The organism is uncultured Bacteroides sp., assembly GCF_947632445.1.
Classification (GTDB): Bacteria; Bacteroidota; Bacteroidia; order Bacteroidales; family Bacteroidaceae; genus Bacteroides.
Genome location: NZ_CANRPM010000046.1, coordinates 1 through 25,065, shown reverse-complemented (window position 1 = coordinate 25,065; position 25,065 = coordinate 1). Strand labels below are relative to the sequence as shown.

Sequence of the window (25,065 nt, the reverse complement as noted above, 5' to 3'; positions counted from 1 at the left end):
CTGTAACGGTTATTCAGGACTAGTCAATCTTGTCTTTATAGCTCCCAAATCACTTTGAAAATAATCCGGGAGGGGCTCAAAATAGTCCTGTCACGCCAAGTAACAGATTATCAATAAATTAGTGCGACACCTTAGTGCCTTTGGTAAACATTTCCGTGAAAAATAAAAAATACCTTTCCTTTAAAGGCAGCCTATTTTTTATTTTATTTCAAAAAAGTTTGCACAGCCCTGTCACGGTCGCAGCAATCGACTGTATATCAATAAATTGGTGCGACAGGACTATTTTATCCGTGCCAAAACTCCGTTTTTCTTCCGTCTTTTTTCACGGGCAGATTTTTTCCGTCCTGACGCCATGCTTGCTGACCCTCTGACGAAGTGCTTCGTTCCCTCCTCAGAAAGCACTGCATGACACCCTCACGAAGCACTGCGTCGGGACTTCAGGAAGTGCTGCGTGACAGCGGAAGGAAATAGACATTTCATTGTCAATTTCCTCAGTCAGTATTTCGCCTTGATTTCCGGTAATGCTTTCTGAATGTCGCTGATGCGCCGGTCATTGCTAGGGTGCGTGCTGAGCAGTTCCGGGACGGAGCCGTTGTCTGAGGCTGACATTTTCTGCCAAAAGCCGACAGCCACGTCGGGATTATAACCCGCCATGCGCATCAGCACCAGACCCATGTAGTCAGCCTCCGTTTCGTGCTTGCGCGAGAAGGGAAGCATGACGCCTACCTGTGCGCCCAGACCGTAGATGGTGGAGGCAGCCGTCTGAATGGCGGCGCTCTTCTCGGCGAGGGAGTAATCGAGTAGCCGGGCACCTGTCTGCGCCAGCATCTGCTGGCTGAGGCGCTCGTTGCTGTGCTTGGCTACGGCATGCGCCACCTCGTGACCGAGAACCACAGCCAGCTCGTCGTCCGATGTGACGAGCTTCATCAATCCTTCGTAGACCACTATCTTGCCACCGGGCATGCAGAAGGCATTCACCTGCTCGTCGGCTACGAGGTTGAACTCCCACTTGAAGTTCTGCACCTCGGAGGCCTGTCCGTTCTGGAGGAGGTAGGCCTCGGTGGCTTGGGCTATCTTCTGTCCGACGCGTTTCACCATGTCGGCCTGCGTGGAGGAAGTGGAGTGCGGGGCAGTCTTCATGTATTCGCTGTATTGTGTCAAGCTGGAAGTAAGGACTTCCTGGTCGGAGACGAGGAGCAACTGTCGGCGTCCCGTCAGGGGGACGGAGCCGCATCCCGCCCAGAAGAGGGCTAAGAGAAGGACAAATCTTTTCATATATAAATGTAGAAAGAAGTTATACGCGGACAAAGATAGACATAATTTCTGAATTATCATTTTCCCATTTTCAATTCCTGTTCCACTTCCTTGCGCACGCTGCGCCAGAACGGCATCTGCTTCAGTTCGCGGCGTATCGGCGCGTCGTAGAGCAGGAACAGCAGCAGGAGCAGGATACAGGCGTAGATTACCCAGCCGTAAATCTGCTTGATGCTGACTTCCATTATCTGCGTCATAAACGACTCGACAAAGGAGCCGGAAGGCAGGGCCGAAGCACTGACGGACACGCGGTCGACGGCCGCACCGTAGCGTGCCAGATTGTCGGCCATGTAGTAGGAAAAACCGTGACCGTAGAGCGCCGCTCCCATGACACCTCCCATCACCATGTGGAGCATGTTGTACACGCTCAGCGATTGGAAAAAGTGCTGGAAGGTCATAATCTCCTCCAAGCACACCAGGAACGTAGTACTCAGCACAGCGCAGGCAAAACCCCGGCAGGCAATGGGTAGGTAGAGTTGCGACAGGTGGATGTCTGCCGAAAGGATGAAGTAATAGCCCAGCAGGTAGCAGAGCAGTGCACCGATACCCACGATAAGCAGGCGCAGGTAGTTGAAGCGGCGTATGTGCATCCACCAATAGGCGAAGAAGCATCCGGCCAGAATGCCCACCAACATGGGCCAGTCCAAGCGGACGGCGGTCAGCGTTTCGTAGTGCATCACCTCCTCGTAGAACATCTCCTCAAGCACATGCTCCGTAGCGAGAAAAGCCTCGACCAGCGTAGTGAGCAATAGAACGGGCAGCAGGTGTCGGTAAGTCCACATCTTGGGCTCCAGATAAGGATGGCGGATATGGCGCATGCGGCCGATGCACCAGCATAGGGTGATGACAATAGCCACAGCCAGCCGACGCATGACGGGGCTGTTCCACCAGTCGTAGAACTCGCCGTAGCAGAAGAAGTAGATCACCTCGAGCGACAGCACCGCCCAGAGCACGCCACCCAGCCAATCTATGCCGAAAAGGGGGAACTTCTTGACGATGCGGAAGTGGCGCGTGCAGGCGACTATATACAGCAAATCAACCAGCATGACGCCGCCCATGAACAAGTGCATGTAGCTCCAATGGTAGTGATACATGAGGTACGTAGCCAGCAAATCGGACAGCTGCATGCTACCCAAGATGATGATATGCAGCAGGGGGAAGAAGACAGTAAAGTCGCGCTTGGGCGTTATCCACATCTGGATAGAGGACATGCACTCGAACGTCCCCTGAATCTTGCAGATGCCCTCGACGAAGCACACCGCCCATAGCAGGGGCAGATAGGTGATGCAGGGTGCAGCGAGGTTGCACACCAGCACACCTGCCGCAGCGGCCATGAGCAGCGTCTTGTTGGTGAAGCGGAACTTCATACGGAACAGCAAGGGAAAGTAGATAGCCATGCCCGCCAGATTGGCATAAAGACACATCTGCAAATCCTCGCGCATGAGCGACGTCTCGCCTACCATCTGATTGAGCGCCCCCAAGTACAAGCCGCCCGAGAACTGAAAAGTAAAGGCCATGAAGACATAAATCCACGGTTGCAGCTTCCGCGACACGAAGCTGCGGATCATCGGCATCGTGAACGGGACGTTTGATACAGGTACTCCCATGACTTAATGCTTCACTTTACACTCTACGTTGAACCCGGCACGCAGCAGCTTCAGCCGGTCAGGATCGTTACCCGCAAGGTTAATGCGGACGGGGACGCGCTGCTCCACCTTCACGAAGTTGCCTGTGGCATTGTCCTGCGGGATAAAGGAGAAGGCAGATCCCGTAGCGTCGGAGATGGACTCTACCGTACCCGTATAGGTAATTCCCGGTACGGCGTCGGCAGTCAGCGTCACACGGTCGCCCTCATGGATGTTGGGTAGCTGTGTCTCACGGTAGTTGGCGATGACCCACAGGTCGGTGCCGTCCACAATGTCCACCATAGTCTGCCCCGGCTGCACCAGCTGGCCTTCATGGATGTCCATACGACCCGTCACACCGTCGCAGGTAGCCATAATAACGGTGTATGACAAGTTGAGCCGCGCCAATTCGACGGCGGCCTGTGCCAAACGGACAGCGGCTTCGTTCTGGCCTAAGCGGTGGGTCTGCTCGTTCTTGGTCAGCGAGGTGGAGTGCTTCACGCGCGACACTTGTTCATAGCGGGCCTTGGTGGCCTCGTAGGCAGTCGCAATGTTGTCATATTGCTGGCGGGTGACGGCATCTTCGGCGAGGAGCTTCTTGTAGCGTTCCAGTTCGCGGCGGGCATTCTCCAGCTGGACACGCACTTCGGCGATGCCGGCGTCATTCACGCTCAGGTTGTTCTGGGTGGTGGCGATGCCCGCTGTGGTAGCTTCTTGTCCGGACAGGGCGTTGGCTAAGTCGGCTTCCGCTTGTGCTAAGCGCAGACAGAACTCCGTGTCTTCGATGATGACGAGCGTGTCGCCTTTGCGCACGGGCTTGTATTCGTCGAAGCAGATGCGTTGGATGAAACCCTGTACGCGGGTATTCACCGGCGTGATGTGCTGTTTCACTTGTGCGTTGTCGGTATATTCCACGCCCGGGTGGAAGAAGCGGGAGCATACGTAAATCAGTCCGGCTGCCAGCAGGCAGACGATGACGGTATTGTAGATCAGTTTCTTTACTTTTCGTGTCAACATGATTATTTAATGAATAATTGATGATGGATAATTTTCAATTCAGAGCGTATGCGTCAGATACTTCATCTTGTAGTAGTTGTAGAGCACATTGATGCGGGCGTTCACTAGTCCCAAGTCGGCACTGAGCTTCATATTGCTGGCGTCGAGCAGGTCGGTCAGCAAGGCCATCTCGTTGCGGTAGCGGTTGCTGGTCACGTCGTAGTTCTGGTTGGCCAGACGAACGCTGTTCTCCTGCGTGCGCAGGTCGGTGAAGGATGTCAGGAAGTTGGTGTATCCGGCTTGCACAACATTCTCCACTTCTTCGGCTGCCAGACGTTGAGACTCCTGTGCGCGGCGCACGTTCAGACGGGCCTGTTTCAGCTTGCTACCGTTCTTGAAGAGTGATGACAGGCTGTACTTCACGCCCACTCCCACGTACCAATAGTTGAAGTTATTGTCCAGCACAGGCACTTCGATTGTGATGGGACCGTCCAAATGGTCGGCGGCCACAAGTGCTACTTGGGGCAGACGGGCCGATCGTTCCAGCTGCACTTTCTGCTCACTGATGTGTACAACGGCTTCGGCCTGCCGCAGTCCAATATGGCTCTGCATGGCCAAAGCCTGCCAGTCGTCTTCGGCCAGCGTCTGCACCTGATGTTCCAGCAGGGTGGTGTCCGGCGTGATTTCCGTACCTTCGGGAAGATGGAGTGTAGTCACCAGTCGGTGATTCAGGATAGTACGTGCATCCGTCACCTGGGCCAGTTGCAGTTTCAGCGTTTCCCGCTGCAATTCATAGCGGGTGATGTCGTTCTGCAAGACCGTTCCCTCGCGGCGGCATGCCTCCATGTGGGCTATCATCTGCTCCGTCAGTTCCAGGTTCTTCTGCAATACTTGCAGTTGGTTGTTCAGTTTGTAGAGGTCCAAATAGTAGCTCGCAAGCAGAAAGCGTATCTCCTGCCGATTCTTCTGCCACTCCAGCTCGGCCAACTGTTGCTCCAACTCAGCCAGGCGGATACTACTGTTGATAGCCCCTCCGGCGTAGATTACCTGTTGTGCCTCAATGGCGAAGTTGTTTCCAAAATGTGGCATGTCGATGCGCGTGGTGTAGCCGAAGTCTCGATCCCATAGCCGCCCATCGCCTAAGTAACTGGCCGACACCGATGTGTTGATGTCCGGCAGACGTTGTGCTTTGGTCGCCTTCAATGTTTGGTCGGCTGCTTTCATGCCGGTGCGGTAGGCCTGTATGCTCGTGCTGTTCTCGTCGGCCAGGAGGAACAGTTCTTCGATGCTTGTTACTACCTGCGACTGGGCATACGGATGCTGGCTGCACAGTGCCGCGATGCACAGCACCATTAGCCTGTTCAATTTGCTCATAAGTCTAAAGAATTGCTTGTTAAAATGTAAAAAGGAGATGAAAATCAGACGGAGGGAAAAATGTAGGGAACCTCCGCACCTCTATATAAAATTAGATTTGTGCGGCTACACCCCACACATGAAAATCATGTATCTTGTTCTTATAACGAAAGGCGCTGTATTGTTGGATAGTCTCCATACATTCTGATTGTTTTTCTGTTTGATTTTCGGCCGCAAAGGTAAAAAATAGGGCTATAAGTTGTAACCCTATAAAGCCTCTCTTTTAAGCTGTTTTAACAAAAGATAAATTCACTCCGTTTTCGCAATCTTCGATAAACCCGCGAAGACGGATGCCGGCTTCTCTGATTCAATCGACAAAGCACTTCAAAGGTAATGTTTACCGTCTCAAAAAGATTTTTCCGAACATCAACGTTAAGGTGACCTTTGTCTCCGAACATCGTGCAGTCATGGTATTTCCGGCGGACATCCTTAATATGATGAAGGTCATAAACACTTGCCGCCGTCATGTCAAAAGATGAAAAAGTCATTCTATGCAGGATTAAAATCAATCATTTTCTCCCAACAGAAGCAATATTTTTTTAAGTTTGCAATCGGAATATACTTGATTCTAACACATATTAAAAAGAAATTACAACCATGAAACTGATTATCTTATTCGTAAGCGCTCTCCTCAGCCTGCCGATGTTTGGACAGCAGGATCTCTTCCCTGACGGGACACCGATACCCGAGTGGTTCAGACAAAACAAAATTGTAAACATCCGTGACCTGGGCACTGCCTACAACTTGGCCGACTACGGCGTGATAAACGACAGCACCGTGCTCCAGACAGAAAAAATACAAGCCGTCATCGACCGTGCCGCCGAACAGGGCGGAGTAGTCATCGTGCCGAAGGGAACCTACCTAACCGGCGCTCTATTCTTCAAGCCTCGCACCCACCTGCATTTAGAGGAAGGTGCCACGCTGAAAGGCAGCGACGACATCAGCAACTTCCCCATCGTAGATACCCGCATCGAAGGACAGAGTGTGAAATACTTCGCCGCCCTGATCAACGCCGACAAGGTAAACGGTTTCACTATTTCGGGCAGCGGCACCATCAACGGTAACGGCCTGCGCTACTGGAAATCGTTCTGGCTCCGCCGCCAATGGAATCCCCAATGCACCAACATGGACGAAATGCGTCCCCGCTTAGTGTATATCTCGAACAGCAACGACGTACAACTCTCTGGAGTGCGCCTCATCAACTCGCCTTTCTGGACCACGCATCTCTACCGCTGCAACAATGTAAAATTATTGGGCCTACACATTTTCGCTCCAGCAGCTCCCGTAAAGGCACCAAGTAGCGATGCGGTGGACGTAGATGTCTGCACCAACGTGCTGATCAAAGGCTGCTACATGTCGGTGAACGACGATGCCGTAGCACTGAAGGGCGGTAAAGGCCCACAAGCCGACAAAGATCCGAACAACGGCGACAACCAAAATGTCATTATCGAAGATTGCACTTACGGATTCTGCCACAGCGGACTGACCTGCGGGAGCGAGTCCATTCACAACCGCAACATCATCCTGCGCCGCTGCACCATCACGCAGGCCAGCCGCATTCTATGGTTGAAGATGCGCCCCGACACACCGCAACACTACAACTACATCACGGTGGAAGATGTGAAAGGCGACGCCAACAGCTGTATCCTGATACGCCCCTGGACACAGTTTTTCGACTTGAAAGGACAAAAAAATAAACCCAAATCGTATGCCGACCAGGTAACGATGCGCAACATCACACTGAAGTGCAACACGTTCTTCGACGTCGAAGGCTCCGACCAATATGAACTCACCAACTTCACCTTTGAGAACATGGACATCGAAGCTAAGAAGAACGACAATATAGACAAGTCATTCATCCAAAACTTTCAACTGAAAAGTGTAAAGGTGAATGGGAAATTAATTAAATAAACAACGCTGAAAAACCCACAATCGGGGAGCACAGACGCTCCATCAGACTCATTGCCCACCATCCACACAGACATCATAAACAGCCTGACGTCGACCGTATGGTGGGCAATGTTACTTAAATCCAAATTTTCGATCAACACATGGTAAGTTCCTATAGCTGTTTTCTTCGTATATGTTTTCATAATTGACACAGCTGTTTATAAAACAAAAAACGTTCTTTACTTGTTCATAAAGAAATGAGTTTTTTTCTATTTTTGCACAACCATTGTCCAATTCGTTAAAACACAACAGACGAATGAAAAAAATACATATCGGCCTCCTGCCCCGCATTGTGATAGCTATCGCAATGGGCATCGCGTTCGGGAATGTGCTACCCATGATGCTAATCAGAGCATTTGTCACGTTCAACGGCATCTTCAGTGAGTTCCTGAACTTCTCCATCCCGCTCATTATCGTCGGACTGGTGACCGTCGCCATTGCCAACATCGGCAAAGGAGCAGGCAAGATGTTACTGGCCACCGTACTAATAGCCTACGGTGCCACACTGTTTGCCGGCTTCCTATCCTACTTCACTAGCACCATCGTCTTCCCCTCAATCATCCGGCAGGACGTTCCATTGGAGCAGGTAAGTGAAGCACAGGGCATCCTACCTTATTTCAACGTGGCCATTCCTCCGCTGATGAATGTCATGACAGCCCTCATACTCGCCTTCACCTTAGGATTAGGCTTGGCCCATCTGAAAACAGAGGTACTGAAAAACGTAACACTGGACTTCCAAGAGATTATCGTAAAAACCATCAATACCGTTATTCTGCCCCTACTGCCTGTTTACATCTTCAGCATCTTCCTGAACATGGCTCGATCTGGACAAGTGTTCGGCATACTTAGCGTGTTCATCAAGATTATTGGTATTATCTTCCTGCTACATATCTTTCTACTGATCTTTCAGTATTGCATCGCCGCACTGTTCGTCCGCCGCAATCCTTTCAGGCTGCTGGAACGAATGATGCCCGCCTACTTCACGGCACTGGGAACACAATCATCGGCCGCTACCATCCCTGTCACCTTGGCACAAACTGTCAAGAACGGCGTATCGCCCGGAATAGCAGGATTTGTCATCCCGCTCTGTGCCACCATCCACCTATCGGGAAGTACGCTGAAAATTGTGGCCTGCGCTTTGGCATTAATGATGATGCAAGACATGCCCTATGACTTCCAGCTATTCGCCGGCTTCATCTTCATGCTGGGCATCACAATGGTTGCGGCGCCGGGGGTCCCCGGAGGAGCCATCATGGCCTCGCTCGGCCTCCTCCAATCCATCCTTGGTTTCGACGAATCGGAACAGGCTCTGATGATAGCCTTGTACATCGCCATGGACAGTTTCGGTACGGCCTGCAACATCACAGGTGACGGGGCCATCGCACTGGTTATCGACAAGATTTATACCAAACGGCAAGCACAAAGACACAAACAGGATCCTGTTACCTAAACAACAAAATTTATATTAATTCGTTTGTGTTATATAGAGAAAAGACTATATTGCACAAATCTAAGAAAAATGTGCAATAATTATGGAGCAAAGTTTTATCTCATACATTGAGAAGAGTATCAAGGACAACTGGGATCTGGATGCCCTGACCGACTACAAGGGAGCAACCCTACAATACAAAGACGTTGCACGAAAAATAGAAAAATTGCACATCATCTTTGAAGCGAGCGGCATTAAAAAAGGAGACAAGATAGCCGTCTGCGGCCGCAACAGTTCGCACTGGGGAGTAACTTTCCTGGCTACATTGACCTATGGAGCAGTCATTGTTCCCATCCTGCACGAATTCAAAGCAGACAACATACACAACATTGTAAACCATTCCGAAGCCAAACTGTTTTTTGTAGGCGATATGGTATGGGAAAATCTGAATGAAAACGCCATGCCGCTACTGGAAGGCATCTTTATGATGACAGATTTTTCAATTCTTGTTTCCCGAAGCGAAAAAGTAGATTATGCCCGCGAACATCTCAACGAACTCTTCGGCAAGAAATACCCCAAGAACTTTCGCAAGGGACACATTTCCTATCACAAGGATCAGCCTGAAGAATTGGCCGTCATTAACTACACTTCGGGAACCACCAGCTACTCTAAAGGCGTAATGCTCCCTTACCGCAGCCTCTGGTCTAACACAGCTTTCGCTTTTGAGGTATTACCGCTGAAATGTGGAGACAAAATTGTTTCGATGCTCCCAATGGCTCACATGTACGGACTGGCTTTTGAGTTCCTGTACGAATTCGCCGTAGGATGCCACATCTATTACCTGACCCGCATGCCGAGTCCTAAAATCATTTTCCAGGCATTTGCCGAGGTGAAGCCGCGTATCGTCATTGCCGTACCGCTCATCATCGAAAAGATTATCAAGAAGAATGTGCTGCCCAAACTGGAAACACCCACTATGAAACTCTTATTGAAAGTACCTTTCGTTAATGACAAGATTAAGGCTACCGTGTGCGAACAGGTGGTACAAGCATTCGGAGGAAACTTTGAAGAGGTTATTATCGGCGGAGCAGCCTTCAACCACGATGTAGAGCAGTTCCTCAAAATGATAGATTTCCCCTATACCGTAGGCTACGGCATGACCGAATGCGGTCCCATCATCTGCTATGAAGACTGGAAGCAATTCAAACCTGGATCATGCGGAAAAGCCGCCCCACGCATGGAAGTCAAGATAGCCTCATCTGACCCAGAAAATATCCCCGGCGAAATCATCTGTCGCGGTCCAAATGTAATGCTCGGCTATTACAAAAACGAAGAAGCTACTGAGGAAGTACTGGAACCAAACGGCTGGTTGCATACGGGTGATCTGGCTCTGATGGATCGTGAAGGAAACGTAACTATCAAGGGACGCAGCAAGAATATGCTCCTTGGTCCAAACGGACAGAACATTTATCCAGAAGAAATCGAGGACAAGCTGAACAACATGCCTTATGTGGCTGAAAGCATCATTGTGCAGCAGAACGAACGGCTGGTAGGCTTGGTTTATCCAGACTTTGACGATGCTTTCGCCCACGGTCTAACCAACGAAGATATTGAACAGGTTATGGAAGAAAATCGGGTAGCTCTGAATGCCGAACTTCCAGCCTACAGCCAACTCTCTAAAATGAAAATCTATCCAGAAGAGTTTGAGAAAACTCCCAAGAAGTCCATCAAACGCTTCCTGTATCAAGAGGCCAAAGGATGAGAAAACAAAACTCTATTATACTCCTGATATTCCTGTTCATGGCAGGGACTCTTTTTGCCCAGTCCCCTATCCACCAGTCGGCTCCCAACCCACTGAAACCCATCGGCATCAATCTGTCATTATGGAAAGGTATCTCTACGCAAACGACTGACAGTATAGGTACTACAGCCTTCAACTTAGGTTTTTTCTCTTTACAGAACAATCTGACCGGACTGGGAATTAATATATTGGGAAGCAACACGAGTCAAGATGTAAGAGGCATCCAACTGGCAGGGTTTTCAAACAATGTGGGACGTCGTATGCAAGGCATCCAATTGGCAGGAATTACCAACATCAACAAACATGGCTATCAAGGACTGTCCGTTGCTGGAATGGTTAGTATCAATGGAAATGAAGGAATAGGTATATTGGCCTCAGGCTTAGCCAGCATCATAGGTGACAACAACCGAGGAATCACTGTCTCTGGATTGATGAACTTCATTGGCGATAACAATAGCGGTCTGCAACTGACCGGTATAGCCAACATCACAGGTAATAACTATCGTGGACTGACACTATCAGGATTGATGAACGTGGCCGGAGGTTCCTCAACGGGTGTACAGGCCGGAGGCCTACTCAACATTACCGGTGAAGATATGCGAGGACTCCAGCTATCGGGAATAGGGAATGTAGTGGGAGGTAAACTCAGAGGAGTACAAATCGGCCTGCTCAATATGGTTTCTTATGCTAAGGGAGTACAAATCGGCCTGTTCAATTATTACAAGGAAAAATTCGACGGCTTGCAGCTGGGCTTGTTCAATGCCAATCCACACACCCGCATACAACTATTGGTTTCGAGTGGTAATACAACTAAATTGAATTTGGGTGCTCGTTTCAAGAATAATAGTATCTATACTATTCTGGGAGTCGGTGCACCCTATTTTGACTTTAACGAAAAACTTTCCGGCGCGGTGTTTTATCGGGCGGGAGCAGAACTTCCTCTCTGCAAGCGCCTGTTTGTCAGTGGAGACTTGGGATACAGTCATATTGAAACATTTCGCAAGGACGATGCAAACTGTCCGGCACGTCTGTATTCCCTGCAAACACGCATCAATCTGGAATACAAACTGGCTGGGAATACCGGCCTATTTGTCAGCGGAGGCTATGGCTGGGACCGCTATTATGACCATAATGCCACCTATGACAAAGGAATAATCATAGAGGGCGGCATTGTACTGTTCAGATATACCGCCCACCGGATTCAATGATATTCCATTGTTAACTATCCAATCATACATGCTCCTTTATCAAACCGGTACGATAGGCTACAAGGAGTTTTTTCAAATCTTCAATCTGAGTACGCAGTTCATGTCCCTTGTCCGTATCCTTCACCATCATACGCTGCGAATTGAATTCCACCAGGAATGTAGTCGACTTGATATCCTGTCCTTCTTCGATAGCTTTCTGCCGGCTTTGGAAAGGTTCGTGCTGCACCAACTGCAAACCATGTGAATGATAAACCAGTGTATATCCTGCTATACCCGTCTCCGGCTGATAGGCTTTGGAAAATCCCCCGTCAATCACAAGCATCTTTCCTTCGGCCTTGATGGGTTGTTCCCCTTTGATGGTTTTAACCGGCACATGTCCGTTGATGATATGGGCATGGGCTTCGAGATCTATACCAAACTCTTGCAAAATTCTGTTACATACCTCCACTTCGTTCCGCAGTGTATAATAATATCCTTTCGTCTCTTTATGCAACGATTTGTCCTCCACAAAATAACGTTCAAACGTAGCCATTTTGTCCTTATCGAACGAAGGAGCATCCGGGCCGCACCACATATACCACATATAGTCAAGTGCAAAAGCTTTTTCATCCGAGCCATCTTCACCAAAGTAGGCAGTACGTACCACTTGATCTATCTTCTTCAACATTTTCTTTCCCCAATACTCCTTTCCATTGATTACTACATGCTTGAAGCTTCCGTCAGCATTCAAAGGAACCGACGCATGATAAAGCAAGTTACTATTGCACACCATATACATGCCACCGTAAGTAAACAGGCAACGCATGTGTTTTTTCAATTTCTCGCTATTCATGAAAGAAGCATGTATCTTCTCCATTAAATCATGCTCTTCTTCCGTAAGCTTATACGGATCTGCAGGATCGATTGTCGGAAAGTTAGTGTCACGTAACGCATATTCCTTTCCATCGTATATAAAAACTTTTCGCTCGAAATCTATCAGATGCAACAGCTTCCGGTTACTCATGCCCAACTCCGGTCGACGGTCAATGATGGCAGCTTCCAGTTTCAACTGTATAATGGTGATGGCTTTATGCATCTGCGTAATAAGGCGCAGTGTCTTTTCATTGTAGCGAGAATCGGAAAAATTCAATTTCGGCGCAAAGATTTCACAAGGATCATCACCATAGACATCCATAGCAAAAGTAGCCAACGGCAGCAAATTGATACCATATCCATCTTCCAATGTAGCCAAATTGGCATAGCGCATGGACATACGAATCACATTCGCTATACAAGCATCATTTCCCGATGCCGCTCCCATCCAAAGAAGATCATGGTTACCCCATTGGATATCAAAATTATGATAGTCACAAAGCGTATCCATTATGATGTGGGCTCCCGGCCCACGATCATATATGTCACCTACGATATGCAGCAAATCAATAGTAAGCCGTTGTATCAGGTTACACATAGCTATGATAAAGTCATCGGCACGCTTGGTAGTAATAATGGTACTGATAATGACGTTGATGTAAGCATGCTTGTTGGGATCAATGGTAGACTCATGCAACAACTCTTGAATGATATAAGAAAAATCTTTCGGTAAAGCCTTCCGTACTTTCGAACGCGTATATTTGGACGATACATTCTGGCAAACCTTAACCAACTGGTTCAGCGTAATCAGATACCAGTCATCCAAATCTTTCTCAGACGCCTTGATCAGTTGCAGTTTCTCTTCAGGATAGTAAATCAACGTACAAAGTTCTTTCTTCTCGCTCTCACGCAAAGTATGACCGAATATTTCATTCACCTTGCGCTTCACAGCTCCCGAAGCATTTTTCAACACATGCTGAAAAGCTTCATATTCCCCATGTATGTCGGTCAAGAAATGTTCTGTTCCTTTAGGTAAATTCAGAATTGCCTCCAGATTGATAATCTCGGTACTGGCATCAGCTATTGTCGGAAAACTATGAGACAATAATTGCAAATAACGCAAATCGCTGATAATACTTTCAGAAGTAATATTTCCCATGATTCTATCTTTTTATTTTATTCCAATAATTTAATCATCACAACAAGAACATCAGCAGCACCTGAGCTATGATAACTCGAAGGAACATGCAAAACGGATATACTGTAGCATAAGACACCGATGGATTATCACCGGGAATGGTATCGTTAGCATAGTTCAATGCCATTGGATTAGCCATACTGCCACACAACATTCCTGTCACAGAGCCAAAATCAACTTTCATCCACTTAAAAGCGACAATCCCCATTATCAGTACCGGTACCAACGTCAAAACCAAACCTATACCAATCCAAAGAAGTCCTTCGGGGCGAAACACCGTTTCAAAAAAATGAGCACCTACATCTAAACCAAGGCAAGCCAGATACAACGACAATCCCAATGCACGCAACATCAGATTGGCACTACGAGTCGTATAAGTGACTATATGCAACCTCGGGCCAAATGTACCTATCAGAATACCGACAATAATAGGGCCACCTGCTAAGCCAAGCTTCACCGGCGCACCGATACCCGGAATGGAAATAGGAATAGCTCCCAAGATAAGTCCCAAAATAATGCCGATAAATACAGCTACCAGATTAGGCTCTTTCAGATTCTTAATAGCATTACCCAACACCTTCTCAACGTTATGCACAGATGCCGCTTCACCAACAATGGTCAACCGGTCTCCTAACTGCAATGTCAAATCCGCCGTAGCCAACAATTGTACCCCACTTCGATAAACGCGGGTAATATTGATGCCATAATGATTACGCAAATGAAGGGATCCCAGTTTTTTCCCGTTCAATTCCGGGCGGGTTATCACAATGCTTTGCGAGATAAGTTTACTGTCAATGGCATCCCAATCAATGTCTTCCTTATTCCAATCCGTATGCTCCTGTCCACCGAAAAGTACCGTCATTGCTGCAGCTTCCTTTTCCGAAGTAATCACCAGCAAGCGGTCACCTTTCTCCACGATTTTGTCCGAAGTAGGAATTGTCACCTTACCTTCTCTCCATAAACGAGAAATCACAAACTTTGAACGACTTAAGTCTGCTATTTCCTTTACACTTTTACCAAAGATTCCAGGATTATAAACCTGGAAAGCACCAATATATGTTTTATTGTCATTCTCTTTCTCTTTTACCTCCAAATCCTTGTCAGTCACCATCAGTTTACGTATAATCAAGATAGCCAAAATAACTCCTACGACCCCTAACGGATACGTAACAGCGCATCCCAGTGCAGGAGTACTGGCCTCCACACCCAACTGTTTCAAAGTCTGTTGGGCCGCTCCCAACGCAGGTGTATTTGTCGTGGCACCGCATAAAATACCCACCATATCCGGGAGCGAAATATCCGTTACAAGACTACCCAGCACGGTCATCAACGTACCAATCAGGACTACTCCCATAGCCAGCATATTCAGCCTCACACCTCCTTGCCGGAAAGAACTGAAAAAGCCCGGACCTACCTGTAAACCCAATGCATAGACAAACACTACAAGCCCGAAACTCTCTGCATAATTCAACATCTGGGAGTCAATGGTAAATCCCAAATGTCCGGCCAAGATACCGGCAAAGAATACGAACGTAACACCTATGGAAACACCCCAAAAACGTACTTTCCCCAAGCCTAAACCGATCGCTGAAATCAACGATAGGACAACAACCGCCTGAAGAGCGGAATGTTCCACAAACAAACTATATAGCCAATCCAAAATAAAATAGATTATATTTATGCACAAAGATAGGAACTATAATTGGAGAGGAAAAATAAATGCCTCAAAAACTGGCTTCACCCATGAAAGTCAGAACGCAAACATCAGGCTATGGCCTTTTCTATGCTTCTTCTACTCAATGTACACAATTTGCAGGCATACGACCAAACTACGATATAAGCAAGCAACGGAACGACAAAAGCAATCACCATCGAGGTATGATCTGCCACCAGTCCCATCAACAAAGGGCCAACCACGCCTCCTACCGGCGACATCATCAGGAAAGAGGAAGCCCGTTTGGTATGATTACCCAACCCACGAAGAGACAACGCAAAAATAGTAGGGAACATGATTGCTTCGAACGCATAGACCAGCAGCAAGGCTATCAAAGAAACGTATCCTAAGTTGAGAAGTACCACTGCCGTCGTCACCACTACACCCGAAGCACAAACGAAAAGCATCTTCTCTGCACGAACCCTCCGCATAATCCAGCTTCCTATAAAACGTCCCATCATAAAAAGGCTCAGACCTCCAAACGATAGTACCAATGAAGCAGTACGCGCATTCATCCATCCTTGCTCCAACACATAATTAATAAAGAAACTGTTAATGGAAATCTCTCCGACTTCATAAGCAAACAACGCCATCAGGCCAAACACAAACAGTTTGTGTTTCCATAATCCAACCTTATGTCTGTCAGCATTTTCTTCATCATCATGCACAATTTCCGGCAGGCGGACACGTGAAAAAAGGACTGCAACCAGCAACACAACCACTCCCATACAAGCATAGGGAAGTGCAACATTCCCCGAACCCGTATTCCCATCTTCAGAGAACAACAACAATCCCGTCACGATAGGAGCACAGATACATCCCAAACCGTTGAAAGACTGTGCAAAGTTCAAACGACTGGCTGCTGTCTCACGCGCACCCAACTCTGTGGCATAAGGATTGGCTGCTGTCTCCAGAAACGTCAATCCACACCCGATAACAAACAGGGCAAATAGAAACACCTGATAGGACATCCATTGCTGCCCTGGAATAAAAAGCAACGAACCAATCCCATAGAGTACCAATCCCAATACCACTCCCCTTCTATAGCCGAAACGGGATATGAATAATCCGGCAGGAATAGCCATCACAAAATACCCCATATACATCATAGCCTGTATCAGGGCCGACACAGATTTATTGATACGCAGCAATTCCTGGAAGTGTTTGTTTAAAACGTCAAGTATGGCATGGGCAAATCCCCATAGGAAAAACAAAGAAATAATCAAAATAAAAGGAACCATATACTGTTCCCCTACCAACGGTGTTCTTTTATTCATCATCATAATATTACAGTATAAAAACCTGAATAACCGACAGCAAAGATACACATTATTTATATTCCCTGAAGAATAAACTTCCTCAAAGTGAACGATAAAGAAACTGACACGTCTGCCGCCCATGCAGATGTGCTATAAACGGACGACATGCCTGAATGATAGAGATGCAGACTACCTCAACCGCAAACGGTCTCCTACCTCAGGTACATATTCGCTGTCCTTGCGATTCATCTTGTAGAGATTCTTCAGGCGGATGCCGTACTTCTGCGAAATGCTGTGCATGGAATCGCCATCACGCACGATGTGGACAGTATAGGGCTTCTGTGCTTTCTTGTTCTTCTTCTTCAGATAGATGATGTCGCCCGCTTCGAGGGTGTACTCACGATGCAGATCGTTGTAATCGAGCAGCTTTTTCCAATTCATGTCAAACTCTCCGCCCAACAGTTCGAAGCTGTCACCATCACGGGCCACGACATACGCCAAACCGTTGGCTATATACACCTGATGCGGCCTCAACAACCAGGGTTTCTTCTTGACTTCCTTCTCCCACTTACGGGCCTCGCGGCGTCCCATTCCTTCATTGTCGTACTTATACAGCTCGTAATCTTCAATAATCGTTATCAAACGGTTGGCATACGACGGTTCGGTAGCATAACCGGCCTTTTTCAGCCCCTTAGCCCATCCCTTGTAATCGGTTATCTTCAATTTGAACAGAAAGGCATAACGCGCACTGCCGGTGAGAAACTTGGAATGATCCTCGTATGAATCGCGCACACTGCGATAAGCCCTGAAACATTCGCCCCTGGCATCATCATCGTGATAGACCCGACGTCCGCGCCAATTATTGTGACACTTGATGCCGAAATGGTTGTTGCTCTTCCGGGCCAATACGCTCTGCCCCGCCCCGCTCTCAAGCAAGCCTTGCGCCAGCGTAATGCTGGCCGGTATTTTGTGCACTTTCATCTGCTCCACAGCAATGGAAGCATATTGTTTGATATATTCGTTATAACGGGAATTCTTACGCTGTGCATGGGCAGGCAGAAGCATTATCAGAAAAGCCGCAAGGGCCAGCAGTCGGAACCTGTATTTCATATCTTTTTCATTGATTCAGGCACAAAAGTCTGCAAAAGAATTGAATATTCCAATCCCTTCCTTATCTTTGTAACATTAATTACAGAAAACTTGTCTTATGAAAGGACTGAATATCCACATCGACATCCGTATTCTCCAATACGAGGAACTGGATGCAACCGACCGCGAACTGATAGACGCCGCACGTGAGGCCACCTTCCGCAGCTATTCCCCTTATTCCCACTTCTCGGTAGGAGCCGCCGCCCGCTTGGCAGACGGTACCATCGTATGCGGCAGCAATCAGGAGAATGCCGCCTATCCGTCGGGACTTTGCGCCGAGCGTACAACCCTCTTCTATGCCAATTCGCGCTACCCCGACCAGGCTGTAAAGACACTGGCCATCGCCGCCCGCAACGAGCGAGGTGAATTTCTGGAAAGCCCGATCCCACCGTGCGGGGCCTGCCGTCAGGTAATGCTCGAAACGGAGACAAGATACAACCAGGCCATGCGCATCTTGCTATACGGAAGCAACGGCATCTACGAAGTAAAAAAGGTAGGCGACCTGCTGCCGCTATCGTTCGACGCTTCGGCCATGCAGTGAAAGACTTTTGTACGTTCCATCGGATGCCGTCACGGGCACCCGCTGTGACGCAGCACTTTCTGACCCTCTCATGCAGTGCTTCCTGACATCCTAACAAAGCACTGTATGAGTACCTCACAAAGCACTGCGTCGGACTCTAACGAAGCACTGCGTCATACCCTCATGATATACTTTCTGAGGGCATCATGTCTTTGAATTACCCACATGAAAAAAATGTGAAAACCACAAATAACTGTAATTCGGGTACACCTGTTTCCCAAATTTCTTCTTACATTTGCGCTGTATCACTCATCGTATGATATACGACATTTTTACCTTACTAAAAACAGACATTTTATTATGTTACGTAAAATCAGACTGACCCTGGCCATCGTTTTCTTTACGCTGATTACCCTACTGTTTCTCGACTTCACGGGAACGCTACACGCGTGGTTCGGCTGGATGGCCAAGATTCAATTCCTTCCTGCCTTGCTGGCACTGAATGTGGGTGTGATACTGGCTTTGGTCATTCTCACCCTGTTGCTGGGCCGTGTCTATTGTTCGGTCATCTGCCCATTGGGCGTCTTCCAGGACATTGTGGCGTGGTTCTCGAAGAAAAGCAAGAAGAACCGCTACCGCTATTCGCCTGCCCTGTCGTGGTTGCGCTACAGCGTGCTGGGTGTATTCGTCATCGCATTGGTGGCCGGCGTACACTCGTTTGTAGCCCTACTGGCGCCTTACAGTTCATACGGACGCATCGTCAATAATCTTTTTGCCCCTATCTATCAGTGGGGGAACAACCTGCTTGCCTATCTGGCCGAACGGGCCGAGAGCTATGCGCTCTACGATACCACCATCTGGCTGAAAAGTCTGCCTACGTTCGTCATCGCCGCTGTCACGCTGGTGGTGCTCGTCGTACTGGCATGGCGGGGAGGACGCACTTACTGTAATACCATCTGCCCCGTAGGTACCGTGTTGGGGTTTCTGTCGAAATACGCCTACCTGAAGCCGGTCATCGACACCGACAAGTGCATCAACTGCAACCTCTGTGCCCGTAACTGCAAAGCCTCGTGCATCGACATCAAGAACCACCGAATAGATTACAGCCGCTGCGTGGCTTGCATGGACTGTATAGACAAGTGTAAACATCAGGCGTTGCGATACGTCCATCCTGCAAAATCTCAAGCCGAACCCGTCGGACAGAAAGCAGAAGGAGGCAATTCACGCCGTGCCTTCCTGGCATCGACCGCACTTGCAGCTTCCGCTGCCGTCCTGAAGGCTCAGGAAATGAAAGTAGACGGTGGATTGGCCACCATTGAAGACAAAAAGATACCCAATCGTCAGACTCCAATCCTGCCACCGGGAACCCAAAGTGCCCGCCACTTTGCCCAACACTGCACGGCCTGCCAGCTGTGCGTGTCGGTATGTCCCAACGAAGTGCTACGCCCTTCTACCAGCCTGATGACGCTGATGCAACCTTTCTCTTCATACGAGCGTGGCTACTGTCGTCCCGAGTGTACCAAGTGCTCGGAAGTCTGTCCTACGGGAGCCATCAAGCCCATCACCGTAGCCGACAAATCGTCTATCCAAATAGGTCATGCCGTATGGATCAAGCACAATTGCGTAGTGAAGACCGACGAAGTGGAATGCGGCAACTGCGCACGCCATTGTCCCACAGGTGCTATCAGCATGGTACCGTCGGATCCCGACAATCCCGACTCGCTCAAGTTCCCGGCTATCGACACGGAACGCTGCATCGGTTGCGGAGCCTGCGAGAACCTCTGCCCGGCCCGTCCCTTCAGTGCCATCTATGTGGAAGGACACGAACAACACCGGATCATTTGAGCCGTCAACAGTAAACAATTTGTGATTAGAATACTATAGGTTTCACTCCTATAACTTCTTAAACTTTTATAACTTCTACATCAACATACAAATGAACGACCAGAAACATTCCAATGATATGTCCCGCCGCGAATTTCTGAAGATTGTGGGCATCAGTACGGCCACCACAACCGCGGCACTGGCAGGATGCGGCCCGAAGAACTCCGCTTCCTCCTCCCTGCAGGCTGAGGGAGAAATCCCTACCGACAAGATGACCCTGCGCGAAAATCCGAAAACAAAAGAGAAAGTCTCTCTGCTGGGCTACGGCTGCATGCGCTGGCCCACCCTGCCCAATCCTGAAAAGGGTGGCAACGTCATCGACCAGGATGCCGTGAACGAACTGATAGACTATGCGATGGCTCACGGCGTGAACTACTACGACACGTCGCCCGTTTATGTCCAGGGATGGTCGGAACGGTCGACCGGCATCGCCCTGAAGCGTCATCCGCGCGAGAAGTTCTTCGTAGCTACCAAGCTGTCCAACTTCTCCAACTACACGCGCGAGAACTCCATCGCCATGTACAACCGCTCGTTCCAGGAGCTGCAAGTGGACTATATAGACTACTACCTGCTGCATTCCATCGGCAACGGCGGTATCGAAACCTTCCGCGCCCGCTACATCGAAAACGGCATGATAGACTTCCTGATGAAGGAGCGTGAGGCCGGACGCATCCGCAACCTGGGCTTTTCCTTTCACGGCACGAAGGAAGTGTTCGATGAAGTACTGGGCATGCACGACCAGGTACACTGGGACTTCGTACAAATCCAGTTGAACTATGCCGACTGGAAATATGCTTCGGGCAACAACGTCAACGCCGACTATCTGTATGCCGAACTGGAGAAACGCCACATACCTGCCGTCATCATGGAGCCGTTGCTGGGTGGACGTCTGTCCAAGCTGCCCGAGCACCTCGTAGCACGCCTTAAACAACGCGGGCCCGAAGCGAGTGTGGCTTCATGGTCTTTCCGTTTTGCCGGTTCGTTCCCCAACGTGCTGACGGTACTGAGTGGCATGACTTACATGGAGCACCTGCAGGATAATCTGCGCACCTACTCGCCGTTGGTGCCTCTGACGGACGACGACTTAGAGTTCCTGCAGCAGACAGCCGACTTGATGAAACAGTACCCCACCATCCCCTGCAACGACTGCAAGTACTGTATGCCCTGCCCCTATGGCATTGATATTCCTGCCGTGCTCATCCATTATAATAAATGTGTAAACGAAGGCAATCTGCCCACCTCGCATGAACACGCCAACTATCGCGAGGCACGCCGGGCCTTCCTTGTGGGCTACGATCGCAGTGTGCCCCGCCTGCGGCAAGCCAGCCACTGCATCGGCTGCCGCCAGTGTGTGTCCCACTGCCCGCAGAGCATCGACATTCCCGAAGAACTGCACCGCATCGACCGCTATGTGGAGCAACTGAAACAAGAAACGCTGTAACCCGGAAAGACAAAGAATGAAAGAACTCATAGACATGCTTCATGCAGGAGAATACTCCTGCGTGATAGCCAATGGTGAGCGCATCCGCACATTTACACGGCGAGGTGTGGCCGACCTTTATGACCTGCTGGTACAGGAACCCGAATTCCTGCACGGCGCATCCGTGGCTGACAAAGTCGTCGGCAAGGCAGCTGCCTCACTTATGGCGCTGGGCGGCGTGCAGCAGGTATATGCCCATACCATCAGCCAACCGGCCCTTCACCTGCTACAGAAAGCAGGCATCACGGTGAATTGCGACGAGGTAGTGGACCACATCATCAATCGCGACCACACGGGCTGGTGTCCGCTGGAACAAGCCAGCCGTGAACTCCAGTCAGCCAAAGAGATTTTCTTAGTTATAGAAAACTTTATCTCCAGTCAGAGAAAAAACACATGAAAGAACTGAATTTGAAGGAAGGTCTTCTAACCCTTCTCCTCCTAATCATCACTTCCGCCGTTCAAGGACAGGAAGACACTACGCGCATTGCCCGTAATTTAACGACAGACGAAATCGTCGTAACCGGAACTCGTACCGAGACCGATATTCGTCATCTTCCCATAACAATCTCCGTCGTAGACCGGAAACAATTGGAAAGTAATTACCAATCTTCCGTATTGCCCACCCTGACCGAACAAGTGCCGGGCTTCTTCACTACCAGTCGTGGCATTATAGGGTATGGGGTATCGACCGGAGCGGCCGGAGGCATGAGCCTGCGAGGTATCGGCGGAAGCCCAACAGCCGGGCTGTTGGTACTCATCGACGGACATCCGCAATACATGGGACTAATGGGACATCCCATTGCCGACGCCTATCAGACGATGATGGCCGAACGGGTGGAAGTACTGCGCGGACCGGCTTCGGTACTCTATGGTTCGAATGCCATGGGAGGTGTCATCAACATCGTCACACGGCAGATGAAAGAAGAAGGATCGAAAACCGACCTGCAAGTAGGGTACGGCTCGTATAACACACTGCAGACCGAGGTGACCAACCGTCTGAAACGAGGACGATTCAGCAGCATCACCACTGGTTCATACAACCGCAGCGACGGACACCGGCCCGACATGGACTTCGAGCAATATGGCGGCTACGCTAAGTTGGGCTATGATTTTAGTGACCAATGGAAGCTATGGGGAGACATCAACGTAACCCATTTCAACGCCTCCAACCCAGGTACTATCGCGGCACCCTATATCGACAACGACTCGCGCATCACTCGCGGAATGGCTTCGGCAGCCCTCGAAAACCATTATGAACGAACCTCAGGCGCACTGAGTTTCTTCTACAACTGGGGACGCCACAAGATAAACGACGGCTACCATCCGGGTGAAGAACCGCAGACGTCACACTTCAACTCCAAAGACCGCATGATGGGCCTCTCGTGGTATCAAAGCCTCACGCTGTTCGAAGGCAACCGCATTACCGCCGGCTTCGATTATCAACACTTCGGAGGCGAGTCGTGGTACAAGGTATTGGCTACAGGTGAAAAACAACCGCAAGTAGACAAGCAGCTGGACGAGTTGGCAGGATACGTAGACTTCCGACAGAACATCGGACACTGGCTATCACTCGATGCCGGTCTGCGCGTAGACCATCATTCACACACAGGTACCGAATGGATCCCGCAGGGTGGACTGGCCTTCCACCTGCCCCGTCAGGCTGAGCTAAAGGCCATGATAAGCAAAGGCTTCCGCAACCCTACCATCCGCGAACTATTCATGTTCTCCAAGAATCCCGACCTGCAGCCCGAAAGTCTCGTCAGCTACGAACTGGCCTACACACAGCGCCTCTGTGACGGTGCTTTATCTTACGGGCTCAATCTCTACTACATCGACGGGAAGAACATTATTCAAGTGGATCCCGCCCAACGTAAGAACATGAACACGGGGCACATCGAGAACTGGGGTACAGAAGCCAACGTCATCTACCGCTTCAATGCCCGCTGGCAGGGCAACGCCAACTACAGCTGGCTGCACATGGAACATCCCGTACTGGCTGCACCCGAACATAAGCTATACGGTGGTGTCAACTATCATCAGGGACGGTGGACAGCCGCCAGCGGTGTGCAGTACATCCGAGGACTCCACACTTCCATCACGCAAGGACAAGAAAAGCAGGAAACTTTCGTACTATGGAATTTGAATATCAGTTACCGCCTTTGTACCTTTGCAAGCCTCTTTGTGAAAGGTGAGAACCTGCTGGCACAACGCTACGAAATCAACGCCGGCTATCCCCTGCCGAAGGCTACTTTCATGGGAGGCATCCACGTGAACTTCTGACTTACACAAAAGACATAAGTATGAAAGAGACGGAATGCGACCACACCGCTTGTTGGTGCGTCTTCTTCAAGGACAACCTGCTGATGCAGAAACACGCTGACGGCACCTGCAACCTGCCCACAGGAGAGCAGCTGCCTGCAGCTCCTGCAAAAGGCCAGACCGTACATCGCGTCACCTTGCCTACCGGACAGCAGGTCTATACGTTTGCCATCGACTACCCCGTGACCGAAACCGACAAATGGATCATGACCGGTCTACGTGCCTCGTTCGATTATCTGCCTTTGGAAGAATACAAGGCAGCCGGCAAGGCCTACCAGATACTCTACTGGGATCAGCATAGCCGCTACTGCCCCGTATGCGGTACACCCACAAAGCAACAGACCGATATTATGAAAAAATGTCCTTGTTGCGGCAACGAATTATACCCTCCCATCTCTACCGCCATCATTGTATTGGTACGCCGAAACGAAGAAATCCTGTTGGTACATGCCCATAATTTTCGCGGCACCTTCTATGGTCTCGTAGCCGGTTTCCTCGAAGCCGGCGAAACGTTAGAGCAGTGCGTCCGCCGCGAAGTGATGGAAGAAACCGGACTCAGCATCCAAAACATTACCTATTTTGACAGCCAACCTTGGCCTTATCCCAGCGGTTTGATGGTAGGTTTCTTTGCAGACTACGAAAGCGGCGACATCAAACTACAGAAAGACGAACTCAGTGCCGGAGCATTCTACCACCGCAACAACCTGCCTGAATTACCTCGCAAGCTGAGTATCGCCCGCAGACTGATTGATGCCTGGCTGGAAGGGAAGGATACCTGCGCCAACCGCTGACATCCGAAGCGTCACTTACCTACATTAGCGACATAACTATAAACTTGGGAAACGTAAAGCAGGACTCCGGGAAAACAGCCTTTTCGTGGAGCAGCGGCGTAGTTCCGTGGCAGGGCTAACCGAATATCCGACTGACTCGGTACATGAAGAATGGCAGGTCGGA

Annotated in this window: 18 protein-coding genes; 10 read left to right on the top strand and 8 right to left on the bottom strand. The window is 49.5% G+C overall.

Annotated features, from left to right (window positions below):
- Positions 1-495: 495 nt before the first annotated feature.
- Genes Q0Z70_RS09625 through Q0Z70_RS09610 form a run of 4 tightly spaced genes read right to left on the bottom strand, consistent with a single transcriptional unit; the run spans position 496 to position 5,309 of the window.
- Positions 496-1,275, bottom strand: a complete 780-nt coding sequence (locus Q0Z70_RS09625; protein ID WP_298073992.1) for a M48 family metallopeptidase — start codon at positions 1,273-1,275, stop codon at positions 496-498.
- A gap of 56 nt (positions 1,276-1,331) precedes the next feature.
- A complete protein-coding gene (locus Q0Z70_RS09620; RefSeq protein ID WP_298073991.1) occupies positions 1,332-2,921 on the bottom strand; it encodes a hypothetical protein in 1,590 nt (529 codons plus the stop codon).
- 3 nt (positions 2,922-2,924) lie between these two features.
- On the bottom strand, positions 2,925-3,956 hold the full coding sequence (locus Q0Z70_RS09615) for an HlyD family secretion protein (RefSeq protein WP_298073990.1): 1,032 nt from the start codon (positions 3,954-3,956) through the stop codon (positions 2,925-2,927).
- 39 nt (positions 3,957-3,995) lie between these two features.
- Positions 3,996-5,309, bottom strand: a complete 1,314-nt coding sequence (locus tag Q0Z70_RS09610; protein WP_298073988.1) for a TolC family protein — start codon at positions 5,307-5,309, stop codon at positions 3,996-3,998.
- 636 nt (positions 5,310-5,945) lie between these two features.
- Between Q0Z70_RS09610 and Q0Z70_RS09605 the strand changes: the two genes are divergently transcribed.
- From Q0Z70_RS09605 to Q0Z70_RS09590, 4 genes are all read left to right on the top strand, one after another.
- Positions 5,946-7,259 carry a glycosyl hydrolase family 28 protein gene (locus Q0Z70_RS09605; RefSeq protein WP_298073986.1) on the top strand — a complete coding sequence of 438 codons (1,314 nt, stop codon included), beginning with the start codon at positions 5,946-5,948 and terminating at the stop codon, positions 7,257-7,259.
- Positions 7,260-7,554: 295 nt separating this feature from the next.
- Positions 7,555-8,748, top strand: coding sequence for a dicarboxylate/amino acid:cation symporter (locus Q0Z70_RS09600; RefSeq protein WP_298073984.1), 1,194 nt, complete (start codon positions 7,555-7,557; stop codon positions 8,746-8,748).
- 82 nt (positions 8,749-8,830) lie between these two features.
- Positions 8,831-10,489: an AMP-binding protein gene (locus tag Q0Z70_RS09595; RefSeq protein ID WP_298073982.1), complete on the top strand. Its 1,659-nt coding sequence runs from the start codon at positions 8,831-8,833 to the stop codon at positions 10,487-10,489.
- Positions 10,486-11,736 (top strand): hypothetical protein, encoded by a 1,251-nt coding sequence (locus Q0Z70_RS09590; RefSeq protein WP_298073981.1) that lies wholly within the window; start codon positions 10,486-10,488, stop codon positions 11,734-11,736. Before Q0Z70_RS09595 ends, Q0Z70_RS09590 begins: the two co-directional genes overlap by 4 nt.
- Positions 11,737-11,758: 22 nt before the next feature.
- On the opposite strand, the gene Q0Z70_RS09585 is transcribed toward Q0Z70_RS09590, so the two are convergent.
- The 4 genes from Q0Z70_RS09585 to Q0Z70_RS09570 form a co-directional block, all read right to left on the bottom strand.
- Complete coding sequence (locus Q0Z70_RS09585) at positions 11,759-13,747, bottom strand: fructose-1,6-bisphosphatase (protein WP_298073980.1); 1,989 nt, start codon at positions 13,745-13,747, stop codon at positions 11,759-11,761.
- A gap of 37 nt (positions 13,748-13,784) precedes the next feature.
- Complete coding sequence (locus Q0Z70_RS09580) at positions 13,785-15,446, bottom strand: putative transporter (protein WP_298073978.1); 1,662 nt, start codon at positions 15,444-15,446, stop codon at positions 13,785-13,787.
- A 104-nt stretch (positions 15,447-15,550) separates the two neighbouring features.
- Positions 15,551-16,780, bottom strand: coding sequence for a sugar MFS transporter (locus Q0Z70_RS09575; RefSeq protein ID WP_298073994.1), 1,230 nt, complete (start codon positions 16,778-16,780; stop codon positions 15,551-15,553).
- A gap of 168 nt (positions 16,781-16,948) precedes the next feature.
- Positions 16,949-17,869, bottom strand: a complete 921-nt coding sequence (locus Q0Z70_RS09570) for a glucosaminidase domain-containing protein (RefSeq protein ID WP_298073976.1) — start codon at positions 17,867-17,869, stop codon at positions 16,949-16,951.
- Between the two features lie 97 nt (positions 17,870-17,966).
- Here Q0Z70_RS09570 and cdd point away from each other — a divergent pair, with 97 nt between their 5' ends.
- The 6 genes from cdd (at position 17,967) to nudC (ending at position 24,902) form a co-directional block, all read left to right on the top strand.
- Positions 17,967-18,449, top strand: coding sequence for a cytidine deaminase (gene cdd / locus Q0Z70_RS09565; RefSeq protein ID WP_298073974.1), 483 nt, complete (start codon positions 17,967-17,969; stop codon positions 18,447-18,449).
- Between the two features lie 339 nt (positions 18,450-18,788).
- The gene (locus Q0Z70_RS09560) at positions 18,789-20,273 is read left to right on the top strand and encodes a 4Fe-4S binding protein (RefSeq protein ID WP_298073973.1); all 1,485 of its coding nucleotides are present in this window, start codon (positions 18,789-18,791) and stop codon (positions 20,271-20,273) included.
- A gap of 91 nt (positions 20,274-20,364) precedes the next feature.
- Positions 20,365-21,753 (top strand): aldo/keto reductase, encoded by a 1,389-nt coding sequence (locus tag Q0Z70_RS09555; protein WP_298073972.1) that lies wholly within the window; start codon positions 20,365-20,367, stop codon positions 21,751-21,753.
- 16 nt (positions 21,754-21,769) lie between these two features.
- Positions 21,770-22,189, top strand: a complete 420-nt coding sequence (locus tag Q0Z70_RS09550) for a DUF1893 domain-containing protein (protein ID WP_298073971.1) — start codon at positions 21,770-21,772, stop codon at positions 22,187-22,189.
- Positions 22,186-24,072, top strand: a complete 1,887-nt coding sequence (locus Q0Z70_RS09545) for a TonB-dependent receptor (protein ID WP_298073970.1) — start codon at positions 22,186-22,188, stop codon at positions 24,070-24,072. The genes Q0Z70_RS09550 and Q0Z70_RS09545 overlap by 4 nt, the downstream gene beginning before the upstream one ends.
- Positions 24,073-24,092: 20 nt before the next feature.
- Positions 24,093-24,902: an NAD(+) diphosphatase gene (gene nudC / locus Q0Z70_RS09540; protein ID WP_298073968.1), complete on the top strand. Its 810-nt coding sequence runs from the start codon at positions 24,093-24,095 to the stop codon at positions 24,900-24,902.
- Positions 24,903-25,065 lie beyond the last annotated feature (163 nt).